Here is a 23,638-nt window from a genome sequence, read left to right as displayed (position 1 = left end):
TGCTGCGCGATCTCGGCGAAACCAGAATTAGCAACTGAACCACGAGAGTCGAACGTCTAATCCTCTTGAAGCGTCCTGTATTTCACTCTCTTGAGCCATGTCGTATCGATCAGCGAAACTTTGTCATTCCATGGCAATTCCGCCCGACGATTCTGAATAACCTGTTCCAGACCCTCGGTAATTGCGCGTCGCCCAGCTGCTGTATCAAGGCTTGCTAGCCGCCACGCAACCAGCCAAAAGTCTTCGGCTATCAGGTCGAGCAGTTCTTTCATGTGCTCCTGATAGGTCTCCGGCTCGTCCAGCAAGATGGATGCTTTTGGAAAACTTGCCCATTTGACTAAGTAATCTTTAATCAAATCTGTCAGAGCGATGATCGAACTCTTGTTCAGCAGGTGCGTTTCGACATCATCATCATAGGGGCTGTCGACTTCCCATGCACGCGGCCAGACCTCCTTGGTTAATCGCCATAAGGAGAAGAAAAAATCCTCGGCGGCATCTTGGTCGGCAAGCAATCTATCACCGGCATTCATTAATAGATGAACTGATTGCTCAATGGCCGCAGCAGATACACGCCGATCTTCTTTTGGCGTCTTCGCCCAATCCACGATCCCGCGAAAGGGGCTTTCAGGAGAGTCATTGGCTACGCCAACCGATGTATATGTATCTTTGACAGACAACCTCGCGGACTTCAATCGCTCATTGAGACTGTCTTCTTTGAAGTCGAGTCTGAGCGCACGAATGTGATCGGTTGGGACCTTCTGCCCCTTGTTGTTGATCACGATGAATTGAAACGCCTTCTCTCCATCGTCCACGTTTAACAGCGCAACCACTGGAACCAGGACGGGCTCGTCTAGTTGGCTCATACCTAGCAGTCTGTGCTGACCGTCTATTACGAGACCTGGCTTTTTGGCCGCATCATTGGCTACGTCAAAGTTAATTACGGTCTTTCCGTTCTCTTCAGAAACAACGACCCCTTCCAATGAAACAATCACCGAGGTCGGGATCACATTCTGTTCATGCCTTCGGAAGAACTCCGCCAAGTGCTTTGTACGGGCTTTGTTCTCGATACGCTGAACACCACCCTTTTCTTTCGGCGCCAATCGATCGATTGCCGCCCACTCAAGGATCTCGGTCGCGGGGGCGTAGAACAGCGCGAGACTAGGAGATGCATTTCCGCGCTGCTTAAAAACAAATGCCTCGTATTTCATTCACGACTCCAGCTTGGGTCATAGCGATCAATGTCGTGAGCGACAAGATTGAAGAAATCAGTTGTGTCTCGTTCATCGATCTTCTGTGGTTCCAACAGTACGGGCCCGATCAGGATGGCCGCATCCTTTAACGTAACCCTAGCCGAACAGGCGTAAGCCACGACGGCACGGAGATGTATCGAATTTTTGTATTGACGTGGAAGTCTTTCTAGAAAACTACCCGAATCATGCTCGCCGACCAATGCCTGCGCTGACACCCATTGCCAACCGATCAAATCATTTCGTGATGTATTGCAATCGCTGCAAGCAGGCAACAAGTTTTCGAGAACGCTATCTCCGCCCCAAGCCGCAGGCCAAACGTGGTCAAGCGAGACCACTGGTAGTCCTGCTGATGCACGCCAGCCGAGCGCTTTCCCGCACGCGTAGCATTGCGGCTTGGGAAACTCCTCTTTGACGAGCTTCCGCAAACCATTGGATATGGGGCGGTCGGACGCATACACAGCAGCAATGACTGCGTCTCCTATTCGACCCATTGCACCGTCTTTCAGATCGCTTTCAGCTAAATCCAGTTTGCTGAGGAGTTCAAACCTCATTTCTCGGGCGAGTTGGGTTTCTGAAGAATCTCCAAACCTGCGTACTACTTCATCACCCACCCGGAGGGATCTAGCAAATACATTTAGAAGGAAAGCACCGGCAAAGAATCCTGAGAGGGCAACTGACCTCGAGTAGTCGATACTTGGTCTGAAATTTTCAGGGCCGAGCACGTCCTGCCTGCGAAAGCTACTCGCAAGCAGAAATAATAAATCCTCGCCTTTCGTCGCCGACCGCCATGTCTCAATAGCCATGCCCGAACTACGTCAACTCCTTATGCAGCTTGCTTCTTTGAACGCTGAAAAGATTTCCAGCCGGACGATCGGAGCATGCAAGCCGCACATTCGCCGCAGCCGTAGCCCCAGTCGTGGAGATCCACTCGATCGCCGCGGTAGCACGTGTGCGTTTCCTGTTGAATCACGCGTACCAACTCGTCCCCACCAAGCTCATGGGCCAACGCCCACGTTTGTGCTTTGTCGATCCACATCAGTGGCGTATGGATCACGAAGGGCGCATCAGTACCAAGGTTTACGGCTACTTGTAACGCTTTGATCGTGTCGTCTCTGCAATCTGGGTAGCCCGAGAAGTCGGTTTCGCAGACGCCCGTGATAATGTGCTTCAGCCCTCGGCGATATGCCAACGCCGCCGACAGAGTTAGGAACAACAAATTTCGGCCTGGCACGAACGTATCAGGCAAGTTTTGGCTCAGCATCGAAGCGGCAGTGCCACCAGTAAGGGGGGACTGTCCAATCTGACCGATAATTCCTGCATCGAATACATGATCTGCCATGAGGCAGCTACGCCATCCGCCGTTCAATGCTGCAATCTTGTCGCGAACCGTATGACGAACCGTCATCTCGACATGATGTACTTGTCCATAGTGAAAGCCGACAGTCTCCACGTGCTCAAACCGATCCAGGGCCCAAGCCAGACAAGTAGCTGAATCCTGCCCCCCGGAGAACACGACCAGTGCCCCGTTGGGATTGAGTCCACTGGTCTTCATTGCGCTCCCTCCGCGAATTGCGGACCGTAGTATTCGCAGCCTTCGCCGTTCTGTTGGCGCTTGACCATTACACGATGCAGTTGCGGCATGTCGACAAGCTTGGTCCATACAAAGGCCGCAATGTTCTCCATCGTGGGCGGGCCAAGATCATCGACGTCGTTTAGGAACCGGTGATCAAGATCGGCGTGAACCGCCTGCAGACGCCGCTCAAGCTCCCCCATGTCGACGACCCACCCGAACTCGGTACGTGGGCCGCGGACCCAGACTTCGACCTGATAGGAGTGGCCATGTAACCGACGGTAGCGCGGATCACCGCCCGGCCCTGCGTCGAGCTGGTGGGCTGCGTCGAAGCGGAACTCTTTCCATACGTTGAACAGTGAGACAGTCATGGGATCCCCAAGTACTTGTGCGTTTGCATGCTCAACCGCCATTTCGGATTGGCCTTGCAATAAGCGACGGCGGCTTGCGTGTTTCGTTCTCGCTGCTCGCCGTCCATTGGTTGGAGGAAATGGTGGTCGGCTCGAATGTGGTCAAACTGCTCTGGTAGCGCGTTCGGCTGCGGGAACACAAGTTTGAGTTCGTTTGCCCTCGTCAGTCGAACCGGCGCCGTCCCCTTGGGACTGACTGTGATCCAGTCAATTCCTTCTGGCGGCTCGAGTGTGCCATTGGTTTCGACCGCACATTTGAAGCCAAGGGCATGCAGTGCTCGTATCAAAGGCTCGTCTAATTGCAGTAGTGGCTCACCACCGGTGAAAACAACTAAACGATGTTCAGTCACGTGATGAGGCCAGAGATCCGCAATCTGATACGGCAGCGAACCATCTTCGGGGTATTTGCCACCATTCACCCCGTTGGTACCTACGAAATCGGTGTCGCAGAAATTACATACTGCAGAGGCCCGATCTCGCTCGCGTCCTGACCACAAATTGCAACCAGAGAAGCGACAAAACACAGCGGGGCTGCCTGCATGGAAGCCCTCACCCTGAAGGGTGTAGAAGATCTCTTTAACCGCGTACATTGCTGTTCGCCGGTCGCGACCCCTCAACGACGCGCTGCGCGTTGCGAACCATATAGAAGGCTAGCATCTTCCAGTCCGACGATACGTTCTGCAGGCTGTTCCAACGGCGGCGCTCCGGTCCGAATTCCCATTCCCCTTCGGTCCAGGCCGTCACCGGCCTCAAAGCCGTTAACGGCTCAATGAAATGTTCTCGCTTGGTGGCACCCGTAGCTGCGTGCAAGTACTCCATGACGAACCCCATCGAAATGATTCCGACGCCGTGAACCAGTCGAGAGGTCTTAGGTGTATGGTCGTTCCAAGCATCATGGAACACATGTTTGACGGCATGAAAGAATTCGCTGATCAGATCAACTCCCTTGGTGTGAAGGAGCTTCGAGTCATCGCTGTAAAGACGGAGCGCGCCGTCCGACAGGGAGTTCATAAGTACGCGCTGCACAATGGTGTCACGGATGATGCCGTGTGGATTTGTTTGACCATGAATCATGCCCCGGAGCGAGGAACCGCGACGATAATTAAGCGACTCGACCAGGCTCGCGGCTTCAGCCCGCGACTGATAGCGATGGGGCAATCCGCCGACGCTTGGCAACAACTCGTAGATCAACCCCTTGGGCAAAGGTCTAGTGTTGTTGATCAGAATGAACTGACGGCGTAGTTCTTCTTCTGTCTCGCAGATAAAGGCGGAGACGGGCACCTGGAAGTCTGGGCGGTTAATTTCCCTCAAAGCGCTGAACCGTTGCTGCCCGTCCACTACCCAGCCAGGAGCTCCAGCCGTAATGTCGATGGTCAGTTCGTGGCCAGTATTTGTCTTCTTGATAGAGGCGCGATCCACAAACCCGAGCACGATCGGATTGGCCAGAATGGCATCCTCGCGAAGCAGGTAGTCACCGATCTCGCGGATATGACCCGCAATCTGCGGCCGTTGAAACCCGCTAGGCGTTCCATCAACCGTGCGAGCTAGACGATCGATCTTCGCGATTTTGGCAATCTCGGCTGCGGTTGATACAAAAAAGGCCACTTTTGCATTGCGCGCCTGATCCGGAACTAGAGCGTTGAACTTGAGACGGGTCATGCGGCGTGCCTGTGAGCGAGTAAATGCTGATAGAAGACATGCAAGTTGTGCATGCCACGACGTTTGTTGCGATTGCTGTTGCGAAAGAGAAGCGCCTCTACGCCACCTTCGCGACAAACCCTGCAAGCACAGTCTTGCCAAGGTCTATCGCCCAGGGTGCGACGATAGATCTCACGCTGTTTATTTAGTGCTCGCAGTTGGCTGGCCTCATCGTGATCTTCACGCCAGTTAAGAGCCTTCCAGTACTCGAGAATGCGGTCCAAGGCCTTTTCGATAGCCAACTCTCCCGCCACATGTTGGCGGACAGCATCTAGCGCACTGATTTCAAGCCTTAAAGCGGTCTCCTGGTGCAATACTCCACGACGAGCTTTGGCCTTAAGTTTGTTGTTCTCGCGTGCCTGAGGCACACGAATCGCAGTGTAGTAACTCAACTCACCTTCGGAGTCGCGAGCGAAGTAGTTCTTTACCGCATCCTTGAATGCGCGAAGCAGCGGCGATGTGGTGTCGAAGCTGGCAATGCCATATCGCTCGAACTCGGCTAAATTTTCTATCTTGCCAAAGCCCAAAAGGTGCAAACGGACTCGTGACGGAATGGCTTCCCTAATGGCGGACAGCGCGGCATGTATTTGAGGGACTTTTAGGGGCACTAAACCGCCCACTGCCAAGTAGTCATAACCCATACGCGCGAGTTGGCTTGCTGCCCATGCCATGCTTGGTGCCGACCATCCCTGAATCACTCCCATGGGCGTGAAACCTTTAAGGGATTTGCTCTGCACGTGGAATTCCGAGGCGAGTTGCAACGTCAGATCGTAGCGATCAAGCGTTTCCTGAGGCATCTCCTCGCGTACCCGACCCTTACCCTCATCGAAGTCGAAGATGATGTGATCCACAGAACAACCGTGGGTAAAGCCGCCGTCAGCATAGAACTCAAGCGTGTCGGCCGGAGAATATGGCGGGACCTTTTCGTCGCGATAGGTGAAAGCACCGCAATCGCCAAAAAGAAGGCTGTCTGGATACTTATCTTCGCCATAGCGTAGGAAACGCCTTGCGCCTTCGCGACGAAAGCGCATCATCTGCGGCAAGGTGTACTTGCCATTCCGATGAATGTCACCGACGACACCGCGGGAGACAAGGATCCCGTCATAGGGAGCTCTGTCGAGAAATTCGTGCGGATATTCGTCATCCCATTGGACGATACGCCCCTTGGAATTGCGATCGTTCTTGAAATCGAACTGCGGATCGACGAAATCCATTGCATCCGCATAGATGAACTTCATCATGCCACCTGCCGAAGATTGGGCGACTGCACTAAGCGAATCAGTTGGTCTGTCAAGCGTCGAATATCCTTAGATGTACTCTCGATTTCATTCCAGGCGCAATTGAGATCAGGCCACACGCCGTTCGTCCAAGCGCAACTGGGCGCGATACGCCGCAATGTGTTGACTAGATACCCCTGAGGATCATCTTGTTGCACAGCCCGTGGCATCAAGTAGTCCATCAGGGCGCTAACTGATTCGATTCCCGCACTGTGCGTCAGACGACTCTGTTCCGGTGGAAGGTTCCAGGCACTGGGAAACGACTCTTTCACTGCAGCCCAAAACTGCACCACCGCGCTGAACATGCCGGACGGATTTGTACTCGCACCGTCCAACGAGCGAAAAGAGGCCAACGCACCCAGTGGTTGATGAATCTGCCGCTGGAGACTGCGCACGAGCGCGGAGTCCGTAACAACCCGCTTTGGATCCTTTCCAGTTGTTGTACGACGGATCATTCCGAAGAATGGCGATGACGGGTCAGCGTCGAGGCGATCAACTAGTGCGCTCGGAATCTGCCTCATGGCCATGTCGACCGGAAGATGTGCAGCGTCAACCTCAGGCAGCAATTCGTCCACCAGGCGCTTTGGCAACGGCCGCGCCTTATTTACTAGGATGAATTGCTCGCGGTGCACTTGAAGGTTGTCAGACACAAACGCAACCACAGGCACTGGCAAACTGCTGTCTTGGGCACGAGCTAAAGCTGTGGAGCGTTGCTGACCGTCGACAATCCAAGCGCATTTGCTGCCATCGCTTGGACGCGGGAGCTTTAGTACGCCAGAGTCACTGGCATCAATGAGTCCCTCGGGCGCAGGCCCTCGCGAGCGCGTAAAGGATGCCCGCGGCGAAAGTGCCAGAAGAATGGCGTTCGGAAAGATCACGTTGCCGCTATCTAAGTACTGAACCATGCCCTGAATGTGACGCTGAATTGCCTCCCTTTGAAAACCATCCAAGCCATTTTTAGAGCGCGACAAACGACAAATGTCGGCGATCTCAAGCACTGTCGCGCCGGGCAGGAAGAACGTGTAAAGAGGAATACCGGCTTGAAATGAGCGCAATGCGCGGATTGAGAAACCACTTATCGCTTTCATCCTAACGCCTCTTCGTATAGGCGACGGAACCGACCTTCTTCGCACGCAATTTGGGCCTCTGACCTCAGGCGCTTGAGTGCATTCGTTGCGGAAAGGCCGAGCCTGATGAATCGGTCAACATGTATCGCCAGCACGGCGTCACTTACCCGTTTGCGCGACGCGGGTACAGGAAGCTGGACCGCCGAAAGGGCTGTGTCGACCAGGCTCTGGTCAGCTTCCGGATTAGCTAACGGGCATGTCGCTACCAACTTTGCAAAATGCGCCAATGCGCGTGATGCCCCATCCAGGCGAGTGCCTGGAATAATCTCATTCAGGCGATCGTCGTACCTAATTAATTGCTGGCGTAGCGCCGGCGATAAGTACGGTTTGAGCCCGTAGCCAAGAATTCTTAGGCGATTACGATCGATCTCGGGCAAGTTAGCCAGAGACTCTCCAACCATCTCCGCATACGGCTGGGTAAGTGCTATGAGCACTCTTGCACGACCCGCGCAAAGATTCTTTAGTGAACTAGCAAACGGGCTTCCATCGAGGCTCGCCCACCACTCGGAAGGCAGGGGAGCGTGGGTAAGGCGCTGCCGCAGCGCACCGGGACCAGTCGGAGAAAGCGTGAGATCGTAACTCGGTATTGCCGTTGCCCCATCAAGCAACCCCAATCCAGCCGAAACGACAAAGAATCGACAGCCCAGGCCATTCGCAACGTCCCGGATCCTTCGGAAGGACCGCCCCGCGTACAGGTCGCTGGCAAGGGTCCATTCTGAAACGGCAGCACTCTCAAGCCGGCCAAGCCAAGCTTTGGCCACCAGTCGTTGGCTCCCCCGCGGCAAGTCTGCCGCCCTGAGAGTATCCGCAGGCAGTTTTTCCTTACGTGCGCTACAAGGCGCGGCAATTGCACTCACGCCCGTTGCGACACCATTTAAAGATTTATCAATCACTTAGGCAGCCCCGAAATCCTCGCGAAGGGATACGGATTTCCCCCGCGTATTAGCTCATGGGCCCTGCAATTAGTCAACAGACCATGCGCACTTTTTTGATATGTATTGTCAAAAAAACTGCATGGCCTTGCCAAGCATTGGAAGTGCAGTTTCCGCCGGCTGAGCAAAGAACTGCGCAAGGCGTCACCGATGCCATCGAATCGTCCGAAACGTAATCACGAAAGCTGATACGAGACCCGAGTACGCGTAGCCACTCTTCCGAACACAACGGCGCAGAATATCGCCAGTGACTGGCATGCAGCGTTCCGCTGGCTGATGGACAGGCTCACCCTGGCGGCCCCTGATCTGCACGGCTCGACCCGACGATCACTGATCGTCTTTACCCTCCCGGGCCTGGGAGTAACCAATGCGCAAGTTTCTTACGTGGAAGTGCGCTACGGATGGAACGGCGCGGCGCAAGAGTAGATGTCCACGTACCCGCACACTCGGCAAGGCCCTTTGCTAGGCTAGCCAAAAGCCCAGTCAGGTCTATTCAAGCTCATGCGTGCACCTACGCTCCATAAACAGCAAGTCATCAACAACGCGGCAAAAAATCGAACGCCACGCTTGGTCCCAACGAACCATGGTGCTTCGTTTCGCGACAATGGGTGGTACGACAGTAGTGAGGGGCTCCCCGATCTTGACTTGCTTCTGGGGCAGACGCTGAGGCAGATCGAACACACACATACGTCTCGCGAACGTCATCCGCGATCGTTCGACACGCTCTGGAACAAAGTATGTAAGAGGTTGGAGAAACAGGGGAACGCAACCGCCTACGCGCACTGGAAAACCAGTGAGGACGTTGTCAAGAATAGGAGCGACATCCGGGCGCTTGATGCGCAATGGGCCGCCGCTTGGATGAGCGACGTGGTCACCCTTGGCGAAGGGGATGAGGCGCGCGTCGTCTACCGAAACGCCGACGATTTCGACGCGATACAAGCGAAGCGAGTCGCTCTCAAGCCCAAGATCAAGGTGACGACCGATGACACCCTGGAAATTGCCATTGCTTACTGGATAGAGGCAAAGAATGCGCGCGATGCAGGAGATGACTTGAGGGTCTTGCACGCCCTCGTCCGATGCCATCTCTACGTGGGGATGACGCTATCGGCGAAAACGGAATCGGAGTCGAAAAGTGATGCGGGAAAGCGCCAGGGCAAGGTCGCGCGAGATGCGATGGCCACCACCGTCCTTGACGTGCTCCGCAACCTGGACATCGACAAGAAGATGAAGGACCCCGATTACCTGTGGGGCCAGGTTGCAGAGGTCATTGCGAAAGATCCAAGGTACGCTAGCACGTTGAAAGCCTACGAGGCTCAGGTAACGACGGCAAAGAAGGTGGTGAACTCGACCACTGACCGGCTCGCTGACACGGCGCAAAAGTGGGCGACAAAAAGCAAAACGCCCTACCCGGACATCGCCGCCCAATATCGATGCATCACCGCGCAGATTGAACAGCAGGCGAGGCTTAAAGCAAAGAAAGTTAAACGTCAAGCCCATGGCTAGCTGCCGATGATTCGAACGGATAGTTCGAACTCAGACTTCTCAGCACGGCATTGCACTAGCGCACTGCCGTTGCAAAGCAACCAAGGAGTCTGACATGTTGAATCGTCCCACCCGGCAAGTCCCACGCAGCCGCCACCGCGGTCTCGCCAACCCAGCCCGCGTCGTGGGTACTCGCGCGAGTTGCCTGTCGCACGAGGCCGGTGCGCGCCACCCGGAGCCGACTGTTGAGCGTCTGTGCTCACTGATCGAGATCGATGTCCTTCAGCGGCTTGATGAGATCTTCGAGAAGGTGCGTCTTCTCGGCCACCCGGGGGATGGCCAGGCCAAGGATCACCGTCGTGCCATCCGTTTGCCCGAAGTCCTCAAGATGCTTGGCATCAGTAAGAGCACCTTGTACGGCCGCATCAATCCCGCATCGCCTCTTTACGATCCGCTCATGCCCAAACCGTTCAAGCTCGGCAGCACCGGGCGCTCCCCTTCGGTGTGGTGGCATGGCGAGGTCGTCGCCTATCTCGAGTCCTGCGCTCAGTCGAGCCGCACCCCCTAATTAAGGACATCCACCATGAAGACCGACAACCATCTCGCCGCCAAGGGCGGCGAGGTCAAGGAAACGCGCGCCGAAAAAGCGATCCGCCTGCTGACGACGACCGCGGCTAATCCGTTCCACCAGAAGCTCGATGAATTCAAGACCTTCTACCCTGCGATCGCCACCGCAAAGCGCAACGGGTTGAAGCACAAGCAGATCATCAGGATCCTGGCCGAGGGTGGCCTCAAGCTCTACCCGTCGCTGTTTGAGAAGTTGATGGCGGCCATGAAGGCTGAAGAGAGCCATCGTACGTGTCCTCACTGCGGCCAGACCATGCGGGACTTGGGGAGCGCATCGGACGACATCGGCATCGAGGTCTCTTCCGATGATGTAGCGAACTTCGGACGCTTCGATAGACCAGTCCATTCGTAGGTCAACTTGCCAGTGTCGGGGTTCCAACGACGTTCGGCGCCGTCTTTCAGTTCCTTCGAGTAGTTTGCCTCGGCGACTTTCTTGCCGGCATTCGTCGAGCAGACCGTTTTTCCGTCAAGTACTCCTTTCTTTACCTCAATATCGCAAGTGCCCACTCGAAAGATGTTGACGGACATTGGGCTCTTAAGGACACGTCCGGTGAAGGGTTCCGAGTCACCGAGTTTGTAGAGGAGGCCATTGACCGTATTGGTTTGGCGATAGTCGATTTCACCGCCGCCACACCCGGCAAGGCCGAGCACAATGCATACCAAGGTACAACTATGAATTCGCTTCATTTGATCCCCTGTCCTGTTTGGTCTCACGAGTAAGTCAGCACTGCTTTTCGGTGGCTGTCGCAGTACGACTGCGCTCATCCACCCCAGTTCGCCTTTATGCGTCCAGATATATACTGTTGCAGTATAGACTATTGCCAATGGGAGGCTTGGGCGATGCTGGTAGGGGTTCAGTTACCTCTACCGTCACTTGTCCGAGTCCATTGCCGCCATCTTTGCCAAGCGCCTGAAGGCTGCACGCACGTTGCGTGGCCTCTCTCAACGCGCTCTGGGAGGACTCGTGTCGGATAGCAAGAGCAACGGCGGCGTCCTGATCAACCGCTACGAGCAAGAGGTCAACCGCGCAGACATGGATACGGCGGCTGCGCTGGCTAAGGCGTTGAATGTACCGCTGGCCTATCTCTTCGCTGAAGACGATGAGCAAGCCGAGCTACTTCTTGCGTTTACCCGATTGTCAAAGACGGAACGATCCAAGCTGCTAGCACAAGCCAAGCAACTGGCCAGCGAACACGCGAAGAAAGAGCCGTAACTGCATTCGTTGCGCCGCCCTGTTCGCCTCTGACCGTTATCTGCCGATTCTCTCGACGACATAAGCGCCCCAACCCTGCCAGGGTTGAAGCGCTCATGGGCCCAAATTGCATTGCTTCAAGGGACTTTGGGCTTGCCGCTACCAGGGGACTTACGAATACCCGACAGGACTGCGACGGCCACGACAAGGACGCAGTAGATCAGATCCAGGTTCTTTCTCATCACAGTTTGAACACCCCGTTGCAGACACATCAGGCGGTGTGCCGAAGCGCAAAGCCAGTTTCCACCGACTTCACTCAGGTGTTATAGGTCTGAAATCGGATGGGATCGAAGAAGGCATCTCCGAACATCATGCCTTCTGTCGGGCTAAGGGGATGATCTTTGCCCCGGATCGCAAACTGTCCAAATAGTCTGCCCAGGCCTGCATCATCTTTCGACGCGCAGGGAGATGTGTCGTTCGGTTATAAGCACGTCCGTTGGCGTCCTTAACCGCATGCGCTAACTGGTGCTCAATGTGATCGACTGGAAAGCCAAGTTCTTCGTCGAGGACTGTCCGAGCCATCGCACGGAAGCCATGACCCGTCATCGTCTCACTATCAAAGCCCATGTAACGCAACGCAGCATTGATCGTGTTCTCGCTCATGGGGCGACGCACGCTACGAACACCTGGAAACACGTACTTACCGCGGCCGGTCAACAGATGCAGGTCACGTAGGAGCTCCACTGCCTGATCAGATAGCGGGACAAGGTGTGGCTGCTTCATTTTCATCTTCTCAGCCGGGATATCCCAGACGGCCTTGTCCAAGTGGAATTCTGACCACTCGGCACTTCGCAACTCTCCTGGACGCACAAAAGCTAGTGGCGCCAGCTTCAACGCCGCGATCGTAACGGGTGATCCCTCGTACCGATCAATAGCGCGCAGCAGCTCTCCTATCTTCGACGGAAGGATGATGGTCGCGAAATGTTTGGTTTGCGGGCGCTCCAACGCACCGATCAAATCAGCTGCCGGATTGCGTTCAGCACGCCCAGTAGCGATGGCATAGCGAAATACCTGACCAGCCAATCCGCGGGCACGATGAGCCGATTCCACAACGCCACGCTTTTCCATTTTGCGAAGCGCAGCCAACAACGCCGGCGCGGACATCTCGGCCACAGGCAGACTACCTATGCTCGCCAAGTCACTTTCGATCAGGCGCCGGCTGCGCTCCACGCTGCCTGCTCCCATTCCTTCCTTCTCACGCTTGGCAATGAACTCCAAAGCCACAGATGCAAAGGTGTTACCGGCCTTCTCCAATCGGGTGGCCCGCTCAGCCTTGGCGACATGAGCGGGACTCGCTCCACTCTTCACAAGAGCACGCGCCTTATCGCGTTCGCTGCGCGCCTCGGCAAGCGACATGATGGGGTACTCACCCAATGCAGCCATGCTCGGTCTACCCGCATACCGATAGCGATAGCGCCACAACTTCGCGCCCGTCGGGCGCACCTCGATGCACAGCCCATTGGTATCGGCAACGCGGTACACCTTCTCGCGTGGCTTCAATGTTCGAAGTTTAGTGTCTGTGAGCATGTGAGTAACGAAGTTGTGAGTAACGTGAGGTGTAAACCTTTCGCTTACTCACCACCTTACTCACTTTTAGACTGGATGCAATGGGACAACTCTGGACCAACCTGGACCCTAGATCCCTACAATTCAGGTGTTTTGTGAGTCACAAAAACTTCTTTGGAAGTCCTTGGACGAGTATGTGGTGGGCCCACCAGGATTCGAACCTGGAACCAAGGGATTATGAGTCCCCTGCTCTAACCGTTGAGCTATAGGCCCTTGCGTGCCGGCGTTGCGCCGGCTTGGGGCGAACATGGTAGCGGTGTCGGGCGGGGGCGTCGACGGGGTTGGGCGGGTTTGGAGGTGGGAACTCGGCGGCGGGGCGTGGGTAACGTAGACTTTGCGCTGTCGCGCCCTGGCTGGCGCCTGTTTCCCGAAGGATGCGCCATGCGCGAGCTGATCGAACGTTACCTGGCTGCCTATAACCGCATGGACGTCGATGGCATGGTGGCGACGATGCACCGCGAGGTGGTGTTCGAGAATTACACCGCGGGCGTGCTGAGCGTGCGCACGTTCGGCGTCGATGAGTTACGTCACCTGGCGCAGAGTTCGAGCTTTCTGTTTTCGGCGCGGCGGCAGGTGATTCTTGCCTATGAAGAGCGCGACGGGACGGCGACGGTGCATATCCTGTTTGACGGGACGTTCGCCGTGGACTTGCCCAATGGGGTGCGCGCGGGGCAGTCGATCACGTTGAATGGGCGGAGCGAGTTTCGGCAGCGGGATGGGTTGTTGGTTTATATCGGGGATTACAGTGAGTGATCGGGTTGCTTTTTAAGAGCCCGGCGGAACTTTTTCGCGACAGCTGACCATAGAGGCGCTGGATTCCGGCCTGCGCCGGAATGACGAGCTAAAGAAGCGCCATATCCGACTGTAGAGGCGCTGGATGACTCGCTCCGCTCGCCCCTTCGGGGCCGTCCTTCGGACGTTCTCCGCGCTCCGCGCTTGTCCGGCTTTCGCCGAAATGACGAGCTAGAGAACACAGCTCTCGCCCTTATTACGGTCCTCGCCGGAATGCGAGCTAGAAGCCCGCAGCTCGCGCATCTGCTTTTAGACCATCCGCATCCGCGCGGCGCAGCAAGGCGTTGCGCCAGTGTTGTTGTTGCTCGGTGGTGGATTCCACCAGCCATTGCGGCTTGCTGGCCACCCATGCGGCAACGGCTACGCCATCTTCATAGAGCACGCGCGTGCCGACGAGGGCGGGCAGTTTGTTGCCGGCCAATACGGTGCCCACGAGGTTGAGTGGGTCGGAGCCGCTGACGAGCACGAGATCGCCTTGCGGCTCTTGCTGGCGCACGGCACGCAGGCGCGCGATGGCTTCGGGTAGCGCGAATTGTTCGCCGACCAGGCCTTCGACGAAGCGGCCGCCGCGAATTTCGCCGCGGGCTTCAAGGCGGTGGTAGACGCGCAGGAGTTCGCGCCAGCTGGGCAGCCAGGGGGCTTCGCGTTCCAGCAGTTTCCAGAAGACGACGCCGTAGCGACGCAGCAGGCTGCGGGCGATGTGTTCGAGTTGGTCGGGGTCGTTTTTTGTGTTTGGGGTAGGCGGGGATTTCTCGAGCACCCTCCCCTCATCTGCCCTGCCGGGCATCTTCTCTCCCACGGGACTACCTTCGGGTCGCCCGGAGGGTAGAAGATTGGCGCGGTTTGACCTCACTAATGACCATCTGCCGGCGTCTTCGATGCCGGTGAGCATGTGGCGGCGCAGGCGACGGTGGCGATGCGCATCGCGTTTGGCGGCCGGCACGAGCAATGCGCGCAGGCCGGCGAAACTGTCGGCGGTCACGCGGCCGGCGGCGACGAGTTCGCCCAGGGCATCTTCCAGTTCGGTGCGCAGCAGGTGCGTGTCGCTCAGCAGTTCGTCGAAGAACAGTGCGCCGTGATCGCGCAGCGCATCAAGCACGGCTTGCGCGCGCGAGGAGACAATGACTTCTTGCGCGTTGGCATCAACGGCCGCGGTGGCGGTCCAGATGGGCAGGCTGCGGCGTGGCAACAGCACAATGGGCGTGGCACGCACGGGGCCGCCCGTGCCCGTGCCGCTGCGCAGGCGACTCCAGCTGACGCGGCCGGCGCGGATCTGTTCGTCCAGCCAGGTGATGGAGTAGTCGTTGATGCGCGCGGGCAGCACTTCGCTTTCCCACGCACCGGCGGCAGCCTCGAAGCCTTCGAGCTGGGTGAGCACGGCGGGCAAGGCATCGGGGCCGCTGAGGCGCGCACCGGGTGCCACGTGTTGCCATTCGAACAGGAAGCGCATCAGGTCGCGACGACTGACCGGCTCTATCTCGCGACGCAACCTGCCAATGGTGTAGCGGTGAATGCGCGCTAGCAGATGGCGTTCGCACCATTCCACTTCATGCGTGCCGGGTGTGAAGTGGCCCTGCATCACATAGCCTTCCGATTGCAGGCGCAGCAGGACGAGATCGATATCGCTGGACTCGACCTGCAGGAACACGGCGAGCTGGGCGACGGTGATGGGGCCGGAGCCGGTGAGGCGGCCGCGCACAAGTTCGAGCAGCGCGTCGTCGCGCGTCCATGTTTGCGCGGCGTATTCGACGGGGGCGTCAATGGGCGGATGCAGCGCGGCAGCCGGGTGGACGGCTTGCCACTTGGGGAGGGATTCGGCGGTGGTCCAGATGTGCTGGTCGCTAGCTTTGAGGCTGGACTGAGTCGAGAGTGACCCCTCACCCCAACCCTCTCCCCGGCGGGGAGAGGGAGTTAGGAGCGTCGCACGATGAGTTTTTGCGAGGGCGTTGAGCCAGATGTTCCAGCCGTCGTTCGCATCCGCTTCGCTTTGTGTCACGCCACCGAGGATGGTGAGCGCTTCGTGCATTTCATCCACGCTGCGCACTTGCGGCCATGCCTCTTCGCGCACGGAAGCAATGGCGTCGGGGTCGAGGCGGCCAAGGTCGTCGGCGTTCTCCGGATCGGACCAGCGGCGCGATTGCACGGCCTGCGTGCGGCGTTCTTCCAGCGGCGCGTCGTCGAGATAGGCGTACGGCGCGGCGTTGAGCACCTCGCCGGCGAGTGGGCTCGGTGCGGCGAGATCGCGCGCCACCACCTGGATGGAACCGTCTTCCAGGCCGTGCAGGATGTGCAGCAGGCCGTCGATGTCCATCGCTTCGCGCAGGCAGTCGTGCAGCGTCTGGTTCACCAGCGGGTGATCGGGAATCTCGCGCTCGCCCACGATGTTTTCCAGACACGCGACCTGATCGGGAAACACGGCGGCGAGCAGGTCTTCGCTCTTCATGCGCTGAAGTGGCGGCGGCACTTTCTTGCCGCCCTGGAAGCGCGGCAAGGCGAGCGCGGTGGTGGCATTCCAGCGCCAGCGCGCGGGAAACAGCGGCGCATCGAGCAGCGCCTGCACCAGCACGTGCTCGGCGGTATTGGAGTGCAGGTAACGCGCCACTTCTTCCAGCGGAAAACTGTGGCTGGTGGAGAGCGACAGCACGATGGCATCTTCCGTGGCCGCCGCCTGCAGTTCGAAGTTGAACTGTCGGCAGAAGCGCTTGCGCAGCGCCAGGCCCCACGCGCGATTGATGCGGCTGCCCCACGGCGTGTGGATGATGAGCTGCGTGCCGCCCGATTCGTCGAAGAACCGCTCGAACACCAGCACTTCCTGCGTGGGCAGCACGCCGAGCGCGGCCTTCGCGGCAGCCATGTAGTCGGCCAGTAGCTGCGCGGACGCTTCGTTCATGCCCAGCGTGTGCATCAGCCAGTGCATGACGGCGGGCACGCCGCCTTCGTCCAGGCGCGTGGCAATTTCTTCGCGCAGGCGCGATACGCCGTGCGACAGCTCGGCGCTGCGGCCCGGCGCTTCGCCCAGCCAGAACGGAATATTGGGCGGCACGCCTTGCGCGTCTTCCACGCGCAGGCGATCGCGTTCCACGCGGATGATGCGGTAACTGGTGTTGCCGAGCTGGAACACGTCGCCGGCGAGGCTTTCCACGGCGAAGTCTTCGTTCACCGTGCCGATGATGGTGGCTTGCGGCTCCAGCACCACAAGATAGTCGGCGGTGTCGGGAATGGCGCCACCGGAGGTGACCGCGGTGAGCCGCGCATTGCGGCGCGCGCGCAGCTGCTTGTGCACGGCATCACGATGGATGTACGCCGCGCGCGGGCCGTTTCGCGTGGTGAAGCCATCGGCGAGCATGCGCACGGTGGCATCGAATTGTTCGCGCGAAAGGTCGCGATAGGGATAGGCGCGACGCAGCGTGTCGTACAACGCGTCCTCGTTCCATTCCTGCCCGGCCACTTCCGCCACGATCTGCTGCGCGAGCACGTCGAGCGGCTGCGGCGGCTGGATCAACGTGTCGAGTTCGCCGCGGCGTACGCAGTCGAGCAAGGCGGTGCATTCCACCAGGTCGTCGCGCGAGGTGGGAAACAGGCGCGCTTTCGGCGTGCCGTTCACCGCGTGGCCCGAACGGCCCGCGCGCTGCAGGAAAGCCGCAATGGAACGCGGCGAGGCGAGCTGGCAGACGAGATCCACATCGCCGATATCGATGCCGAGTTCCAGCGAGGCCGTCGCCACCAGCACGCGCAGGTCGCCGCGCTTGAGGCGCTGTTCCGCATCCAGCCGCTGCTCTTTCGCCAGGCTGCCGTGGTGCGCGGCCACGGCTTCTTTGCCGAGACGTTCGGAAAGATGGCGCGCCACGCGCTCGGCCATGCGCCGCGTGTTGACGAAGACGAGCGTGGTGCGATGCGATTCGACCAGTTGCGCGAGGCGGTTGTAGACGAGTTCCCAGCAGTCGTTGGACATCACCGATTCGAGCGGCACCGGCGGGACTTCGATGGCGAGGTCGCGTGCGCGGGCGTGGCCGACGTCGATGATGTTGACGCGATCTCTTTCCTTCTCCCCGCCGGGGAGAAGGTGGCCCGAAGGGTCGGATGAGGGGGCGGAGCTTGCCTCGGTCTTTTTCGAAGCGCGCTTCTTTGTGGACGTGTCGCCAGGTTGGCCTCTCACCCCGGCCCTCTCCCCGTCGGGGAGAGGGAGAAGTGTGGCGTGGCTGCCAACCAGAAACTTCGCCACGTCCTCAATCGGCTTCTGCGTCGCCGACAACCCGATCCTCAACAACCGCCGCTGGCACAATGACTCCAATCGCTCCAGCGACAACGCCAGATGCGCGCCACGCTTGCTGGAAGCGAGCGCGTGAATCTCGTCCACAATCACCGTGCGCGTGCTCGCCAACATCGTGCGTCCCGATTCGGAGCCAAGCAGGATGTAGAGCGATTCGGGCGTGGTGACGAGGATGTGCGGCGGCTGCTTGCGCATCCATGTGCGCTCAGCCTGCGGCGTGTCGCCGGTGCGTACGGCGGTGCGGATGGCCACGTCGGGCAGGCCCATCGCGGCGAGCTGCGCGCGAATGCCTTCCAGCGGCGCTTCCAGGTTGATGCGGATGTCGTTGGAGAGCGCTTTCAGCGGCGAGATGTACACCACGGTGGTGGCATCGGGCAGCGCGCCATCGTTGGCCACGCCTTCGCGCACCAGGGCGTCGATGGCGGAAAGAAAGGCCGTGAGCGTCTTGCCCGAGCCCGTGGGCGCGGCCACCAGCGTGTGCCGGCCTGACCGTATGGACGGCCAAGCGGCTTTTTGCGGTGCTGTCGGTTCAGGAAACGCACCCTGGAACCAGGCGGCAACGGCTGGATGAAAGTCGTGCAGGGGCATGGACTTAAGTGTGGCTCAGGCCGCTCTCAGAGCTTGAGATATGGGGACGTCAAGGGTTTTTGGCAATTGTTCGAAAGAAAATTCGCTTCAGTCCCTCGCAGAATTACGTGACAATATCGTTAAGCCGCGGCTACAGCTGATTTCTTGCGGCGTTTTCCTGCTCTTTTCCTTATCTCCGGGGACCATCCAATGACCGCCGCCAGCCCGACGCGTTTCGCGTTGCTCGCCCTTTCCATTGCCAGCGCCCTTGCCGTAGGAACGACCGCTTTCGCACAGGACGCGAACCCGCCCGCCGCCGCTCCGGCCAAGGGTCAGACCGGCAAGCCCGTCCAGCTCGAAACCATCAACGTGACCGCCGAAAAGCGCGTCGAGAACCTGCAGAAGGTGCCGGTCTCCATGACCGTGATCACCCCGGAGCAATTGAGCAACTACGGCCAGTCGGGCGATACCGTGCTGCAGCTCGCCGGCCGCGCGCCGAGCGTGTACGCCGAAACGTCTTACGGTCGTGAGTTCCCGCGTTTCTACATCCGCGGCCTGGGCAACAGCGACTTCGACCTCAACGCGTCGCAGCCGGTGTCGATGGTGTACGACGACATCGTGCAGGAAAACCCCATCCTCAAGGGCTTCCCGCTGTTCGACCTGCAGCAGGTGGAAGTGCTGCGCGGTCCGCAGGGCACCATGTTCGGCCGCAACTCGCCGGCCGGCGTGATCAAGTTCGACTCGGTGAAGCCGAGCCAGGAAACCAGCGGCTACGCCAAGGCTTCCTACGGCACCAAGGGCACCGCCAATGCGGAAGCCGCGCTCGGCGGCTCGCTGGGCGGCAACTGGTCGGGCCGTGTGTCGGCGCTGGCGCAGCATCGCGATGGCTGGATCGACAACGACTACACCGGCAAGAAGGACGACCTCGGCGGCTACAACGACCGCGCCGTGCGTCTGCAGGCCATGTATGACGTGCAGGATTTCAACGCGCTGATCAACGTGCACGGCCGCTGGCTCGACGGCAGCGCCATGGTCAACCGCGCCAATGCGATTCCGCTGGGCAGCGACAGCCTCGCGCCGGGCTTCGATCGCGATGTGGTGTACCAGGATGGCCGCAACCGCCAGCATCTGTTCTCGTGGGGCAGCAACCTGCACCTCACCTGGAATCTCGGTGACTACACGCTCACCTCGATCACCGGTTTCGAGAAGGCCACCACGTACAGCCTCGGCGACGTGGACGGCGGTATCGCCATTCCGCTCGCGCCGAACCAGGACGCGTACAAGACGCCGTTCCCGTCCGAAACCGCCGATGCGCTGCCGCACGATCGCCAGATCACGCAGGAAGTGCGCCTGGCCAGCAATCCGCAGGATCGCCTGAACTGGCAGGTGGGCGCGTACTACTTCTACGAAAACATCGCGATCGTCAATTACGACTACGCCACGCTCGACAACCATGCAATGGACGGCTACGCGCAGCAGGCGCAGACCACCAAGGCATACGCGGTGTTCGGTTCGGCCGACTATCACATCACCGACGACTTCGACGTGCGTGCCGGTACGCGCTGGTCGCACGATTCGCGCGACTTCCATGTGGACCGCATCCTGTCGCCGATCGGCGGCGGCCCGCTGTCGCTCAGCGCCAACCCGCATGACGCGCGCTGGAGCGGCGACCTCACCGGCACGTGGGAGCTGAACCCGAACGTCAACGTGTACGGCCGCATCGCCAATGGCTTCCGCGCGCCCAGCGTGCAGGGTCGCGTGCTGTTTGCCGACTTCATTTCGCAGGCCAAGCCCGAGACGATTACCTCGTACGAGTTGGGCGTGAAGACCACCGGCATGGACAACCGCCTGCGCTTCAACGCGGACGTGTACGACTACACCATGCACAACCAGCAGCTCACCGCGGTGGGCGGCGACATCAACGTCACGCGACTGATCAACGCGAAGAAGACCGAAGGCTACGGCGCCGAGTTCGATCTGGAAGCGTACGTGACGCCGAACTTCATCCTCACCGCCGGCGGCAGCTACAACCACACCAAGCTGGACGACCCGAACCTGGCCGTGGCCGTGTGCGGCTCGGGCTGCACCGTGCTCGACCCGGTCAATGCCGACGGCAACGCGCTGGTCAACGGCAACCCGCTGCCGAACGCGCCTCAGTGGATCGGCAACTTCACCGCGCGCTACGGCATTCCGTACGGCGAGAGCGGCGAGTTCTTCATCTACACCGACTGGAGCTACCGCAGCGAAGTGAATTTCTTCCTGTACGACTCGGAAGAATTCCGCGGCAAGCCGGCGCTCGAGGGCGGCGTGCGCGTGGGCTACAACTGGGATTTCGGCAAGCGCGAAATCGCCCTGTACGGCCGCAACATCACCAACAAGCAGTACATCACCGGTGCGATCGACTTCAACAACCGCACCGCGTTCGTCAACGACCCGCGCATCATCGGCGTGGAGTTCCGCGCGGACTTCTGATGTTCCGATCGGCTTGAGTGCCTGTCGCGTGATGTAAAAAGGGGAGCGGACCGTCCGCTCCCCTTTTCTTTGGTGCCTGGCAGGTCTTTAGAGCGGAGCCGCCAAGCCCGGTCTTCAGCGATGAACCTCCTGCAAGGCGCCAAACGCACGCCGCTTGTTGCAGAATGCAGACCTTTACCGTCGAGTGAACGATGTGAACCACCCGGGCGACCACGGCAGCGAACGCTCCCAGCTCCTCACCATGGCCGATGGCCAGCAACTGTTCGTGCGTGACTGGCCGAGCAGCCGTGCGCACGACGCGGTGCTGATCGTGCATGGCCTGGGCGAGCACAGCGGGCGCTACCAGCGGATGGCGCAGTGGTTCCACACGCGCGGCCATGCGGTGCGCAGCTACGACCAGCGCGGCCACGGCCAGACGCCGGGCCGGCGCGGTGCATTGGCGCATCCGGATGACCTGCTCGAAGACCTGGCCACCGTCTACAACGACTACGCTCAGTCCCTGCCGAAACGACCCTTGCTGCTCGGCCACAGCATGGGCGGCCTGGTCGCTGCACGTGCCGTGCTGGACCGCCGACTGCAACCGCCGGCGATGGTGCTGTCCTCCCCTGCCCTGCGCACGTGGGAGCCGGCGTGGCGGCAGAAACTGGCGGCCATGCTGGCCAAGGCGCTGCCCAACCTGCCGATGCCCAACGGGCTGCCGTTCGACAAGCTCTCGCACGATCCGCAGGTGGAACCGACCTATCGCGCCGATCCGCTGCGCCATGGCTGGATCACGCCGCGACTGGCGGATTTCATCTTCCGCGCGGGCGATGCCTCCGTGGCGGATGCATCGAAGCTCGCCATTCCCACACTGCTGCTGGTGGCCGGCGCGGACAAGCTGGTGAATCCATCAGGCAGCCGTGATTTTTCGTCGGCCACGTGGGCGGGCAACAAGGTCACCACGCGCTATTTTGACTCGCTCTACCACGAGCTGTTCAACGAGGCCGAGCCGGCGCGCAGCCAGGTGCTGAAGCAGTTGGGCGACTGGCTGCAAAAACGTTCCTGATCGACCGGCCTCACATCCATTCGCGCTTGCCGGTGAACACGATGGTGAGCCATTCGACGCGGATGTCGCTGCCCAGTCGCCTGGCGATCTCGTTGCGCACGGCATCGACATCGCCCATGTCACCCAGCGGGCGCGACGATTCCACCAGGATGTGGATGTCGATGAAGCGCATGCGGCCGATCTTCGCCACGTAGCTGGTGAAATCGAGGTAACCGCGTTCCTGCACCAGGGTCGTCATCACGTCGCGCACGCGCTGGTCGAGCGCATCGGGCGCCAGCTGCAGCACTTCGCGCAGCGCCTCCCACAGGCTGCCCAGCGGCAACGGCAACAAGCCCAGCGTCAACAGCAGCAGCACGGTGGAATCGATGTAACGCGTCCAGTGATCGAGCGGCCCGCCCTGGATCACCGCCGCCAGCGCGAAACCCACCAGCACCGCGACGCTGATGCAGCCGCCGATGAGCCAGCCCTTGGCATCGAGCTGCAACAGCACCGAACCCATAGCGATCGATTCGCGGCGCATGTAGAGCGCCATGAACAGGCTCACCACGCCCACGATCGCTGCCCATATCGCACCGAAACCGAAGGCCAGTTCATGCCCTCCGGTGAGCAGGCCATGCAGCGCGGTGAACCCGCCGTAGCTGCAGATGGCGGTGAGCACGGCGGCGTTGAACACCAGCACCAGCGGCTCCAGGTGCCAGTAGCCGAACTGGAAGCGCCGGCTGCCCTCGCTGGTGACGAGATGCGATACCGCGAGGGAACCGGCCGTGAGCACCACGTCCACCAGGGAATAGAAACCATCGAAGGCGATGGCTTGCGAATGCATCAGCAGGCCCACGGCCACGCAGGCCACGCCGACCAGGAAGGTCACGCCGATGGAAAGGCGCAGCTGACGTTGCTCGCGGGAAGTGTCCATCATGAGATGTTCGGCCTGCCTCGCTTCGAGCGTTTTCGACAAACCTGTTGCTTCAACGCTGCCACCGCGTACCACGACCCAAACGGTGCTGCTCCCCGCAGACCGGATGTCAGTCGCAACCATGCGCTTGTCGACCGAAGACATAAAGAGGCGCGCAACACTTCTGCGCTCCAACCGCATCGCGGCCGACCCCATCGGCACTGCGTTCTTTCGGTGACACCCTGATACGGATTGTCGCCATGCGCGCGGTCGATGGACCGTGAAGGATGGGCGTCCAAACGGCGTGGCAAACGACAAACTGCGCGCCGCCTTCGTGGTGTCATTCTGTAAACGAACCTTCACGTTTTGATTTCACCTGTCGCGTCAGCATGTGCGAACGCACGGCGCG

At 59.5% G+C, this 23,638-nt stretch carries 18 protein-coding genes and 1 tRNA gene; 7 read left to right on the top strand and 12 right to left on the bottom strand.

Annotated elements, in window-relative coordinates; translation table 11 throughout:
* Window positions 1-56: 56 nt before the first annotated feature.
* Genes ABIC75_RS14120 through dbpB (ABIC75_RS14085) form a run of 8 tightly spaced genes read right to left on the bottom strand, consistent with a single transcriptional unit; the run spans window position 57 to window position 7,293 of the window.
* Window positions 57-1,208: a DGQHR domain-containing protein gene (locus ABIC75_RS14120; RefSeq protein ID WP_354014513.1), complete on the bottom strand. Its 1,152-nt coding sequence runs from the start codon at window positions 1,206-1,208 to the stop codon at window positions 57-59.
* A complete protein-coding gene (locus ABIC75_RS14115; protein WP_354014512.1) occupies window positions 1,205-2,053 on the bottom strand; it encodes an HNH endonuclease in 849 nt (282 codons plus the stop codon). Before ABIC75_RS14115 ends, ABIC75_RS14120 begins: the two co-directional genes overlap by 4 nt.
* A 20-nt stretch (window positions 2,054-2,073) precedes the next feature.
* Window positions 2,074-2,802 carry a 7-cyano-7-deazaguanine synthase QueC gene (queC, locus tag ABIC75_RS14110; RefSeq protein WP_354014511.1) on the bottom strand — a complete coding sequence of 243 codons (729 nt, stop codon included), beginning with the start codon at window positions 2,800-2,802 and terminating at the stop codon, window positions 2,074-2,076.
* The gene (locus ABIC75_RS14105) at window positions 2,799-3,191 is read right to left on the bottom strand and encodes a 6-pyruvoyl trahydropterin synthase family protein (protein ID WP_354014510.1); all 393 of its coding nucleotides are present in this window, start codon (window positions 3,189-3,191) and stop codon (window positions 2,799-2,801) included. The genes queC and ABIC75_RS14105 overlap by 4 nt, the downstream gene beginning before the upstream one ends.
* On the bottom strand, window positions 3,188-3,820 hold the full coding sequence (queE, locus tag ABIC75_RS14100) for a 7-carboxy-7-deazaguanine synthase (protein WP_354014509.1): 633 nt from the start codon (window positions 3,818-3,820) through the stop codon (window positions 3,188-3,190). The genes ABIC75_RS14105 and queE overlap by 4 nt, the downstream gene beginning before the upstream one ends.
* Window positions 3,807-4,889 (bottom strand): DGQHR domain-containing protein DpdB, encoded by a 1,083-nt coding sequence (gene dbpB, locus ABIC75_RS14095; RefSeq protein ID WP_354014508.1) that lies wholly within the window; start codon window positions 4,887-4,889, stop codon window positions 3,807-3,809. Before dbpB (ABIC75_RS14095) ends, queE begins: the two co-directional genes overlap by 14 nt.
* Entirely contained in the window at window positions 4,886-6,169 is a 1,284-nt protein-coding gene (gene dpdA / locus ABIC75_RS14090; protein WP_354014507.1) for a tRNA-guanine transglycosylase DpdA, read from the bottom strand. Before dpdA ends, dbpB (ABIC75_RS14095) begins: the two co-directional genes overlap by 4 nt.
* Window positions 6,166-7,293 (bottom strand): DGQHR domain-containing protein DpdB, encoded by a 1,128-nt coding sequence (dbpB, locus tag ABIC75_RS14085; protein ID WP_354014506.1) that lies wholly within the window; start codon window positions 7,291-7,293, stop codon window positions 6,166-6,168. The genes dpdA and dbpB (ABIC75_RS14085) overlap by 4 nt, the downstream gene beginning before the upstream one ends.
* Window positions 7,294-8,765: 1,472 nt before the next feature.
* Between dbpB (ABIC75_RS14085) and ABIC75_RS14080 the strand changes: the two genes are divergently transcribed.
* From ABIC75_RS14080 to ABIC75_RS14065, 4 genes are all read left to right on the top strand, one after another.
* Complete coding sequence (locus ABIC75_RS14080; protein WP_354014505.1) at window positions 8,766-9,767, top strand: hypothetical protein; 1,002 nt, start codon at window positions 8,766-8,768, stop codon at window positions 9,765-9,767.
* Between the two features lie 94 nt (window positions 9,768-9,861).
* Window positions 9,862-10,314, top strand: coding sequence for a helix-turn-helix transcriptional regulator (locus ABIC75_RS14075; RefSeq protein ID WP_354014504.1), 453 nt, complete (start codon window positions 9,862-9,864; stop codon window positions 10,312-10,314).
* Window positions 10,315-10,329: 15 nt separating this feature from the next.
* Window positions 10,330-10,725, top strand: coding sequence for a hypothetical protein (locus ABIC75_RS14070; RefSeq protein ID WP_354014503.1), 396 nt, complete (start codon window positions 10,330-10,332; stop codon window positions 10,723-10,725).
* Window positions 10,726-11,337: 612 nt separating this feature from the next.
* Complete coding sequence (locus ABIC75_RS14065) at window positions 11,338-11,586, top strand: helix-turn-helix domain-containing protein (RefSeq protein WP_354014502.1); 249 nt, start codon at window positions 11,338-11,340, stop codon at window positions 11,584-11,586.
* A 348-nt stretch (window positions 11,587-11,934) separates the two neighbouring features.
* Here the strand turns inward: ABIC75_RS14065 and ABIC75_RS14060 are convergent, their stop codons facing one another.
* Together ABIC75_RS14060 and ABIC75_RS14055 are read right to left on the bottom strand one after the other, a co-directional pair.
* Entirely contained in the window at window positions 11,935-13,152 is a 1,218-nt protein-coding gene (locus ABIC75_RS14060; protein ID WP_354014501.1) for a tyrosine-type recombinase/integrase, read from the bottom strand.
* A gap of 176 nt (window positions 13,153-13,328) precedes the next feature.
* Window positions 13,329-13,404, bottom strand: a tRNA-Ile gene (locus ABIC75_RS14055).
* A 168-nt stretch (window positions 13,405-13,572) separates the two neighbouring features.
* Here ABIC75_RS14055 and ABIC75_RS14050 point away from each other — a divergent pair.
* Entirely contained in the window at window positions 13,573-13,944 is a 372-nt protein-coding gene (locus ABIC75_RS14050) for a nuclear transport factor 2 family protein (protein ID WP_354014500.1), read from the top strand.
* 259 nt (window positions 13,945-14,203) lie between these two features.
* On the opposite strand, the gene ABIC75_RS14045 is transcribed toward ABIC75_RS14050, so the two are convergent.
* Window positions 14,204-18,841 carry a DEAD/DEAH box helicase gene (locus ABIC75_RS14045; RefSeq protein ID WP_354014499.1) on the bottom strand — a complete coding sequence of 1,546 codons (4,638 nt, stop codon included), beginning with the start codon at window positions 18,839-18,841 and terminating at the stop codon, window positions 14,204-14,206.
* Window positions 18,842-19,030: 189 nt separating this feature from the next.
* Here ABIC75_RS14045 and ABIC75_RS14040 point away from each other — a divergent pair, with 189 nt between their 5' ends.
* Window positions 19,031-21,292, top strand: coding sequence for a TonB-dependent receptor (locus ABIC75_RS14040; RefSeq protein ID WP_354014498.1), 2,262 nt, complete (start codon window positions 19,031-19,033; stop codon window positions 21,290-21,292).
* Window positions 21,293-21,485: 193 nt separating this feature from the next.
* Window positions 21,486-22,337: an alpha/beta hydrolase gene (locus ABIC75_RS14035; protein ID WP_354014497.1), complete on the top strand. Its 852-nt coding sequence runs from the start codon at window positions 21,486-21,488 to the stop codon at window positions 22,335-22,337.
* A 10-nt stretch (window positions 22,338-22,347) separates the two neighbouring features.
* On the opposite strand, the gene ABIC75_RS14030 is transcribed toward ABIC75_RS14035, so the two are convergent.
* The gene (locus ABIC75_RS14030) at window positions 22,348-23,253 is read right to left on the bottom strand and encodes a cation diffusion facilitator family transporter (RefSeq protein WP_354014496.1); all 906 of its coding nucleotides are present in this window, start codon (window positions 23,251-23,253) and stop codon (window positions 22,348-22,350) included.
* Window positions 23,254-23,638: the final 385 nt, after the last annotated feature.

Source organism: Dyella japonica (assembly GCF_040545895.1).
Taxonomy (GTDB): Bacteria; Pseudomonadota; Gammaproteobacteria; order Xanthomonadales; family Rhodanobacteraceae; genus Dyella; species Dyella japonica_D.
Note: the sequence above shows the minus strand (reverse complement) of the source record. Positions and strands in the feature narration are given on the sequence as shown.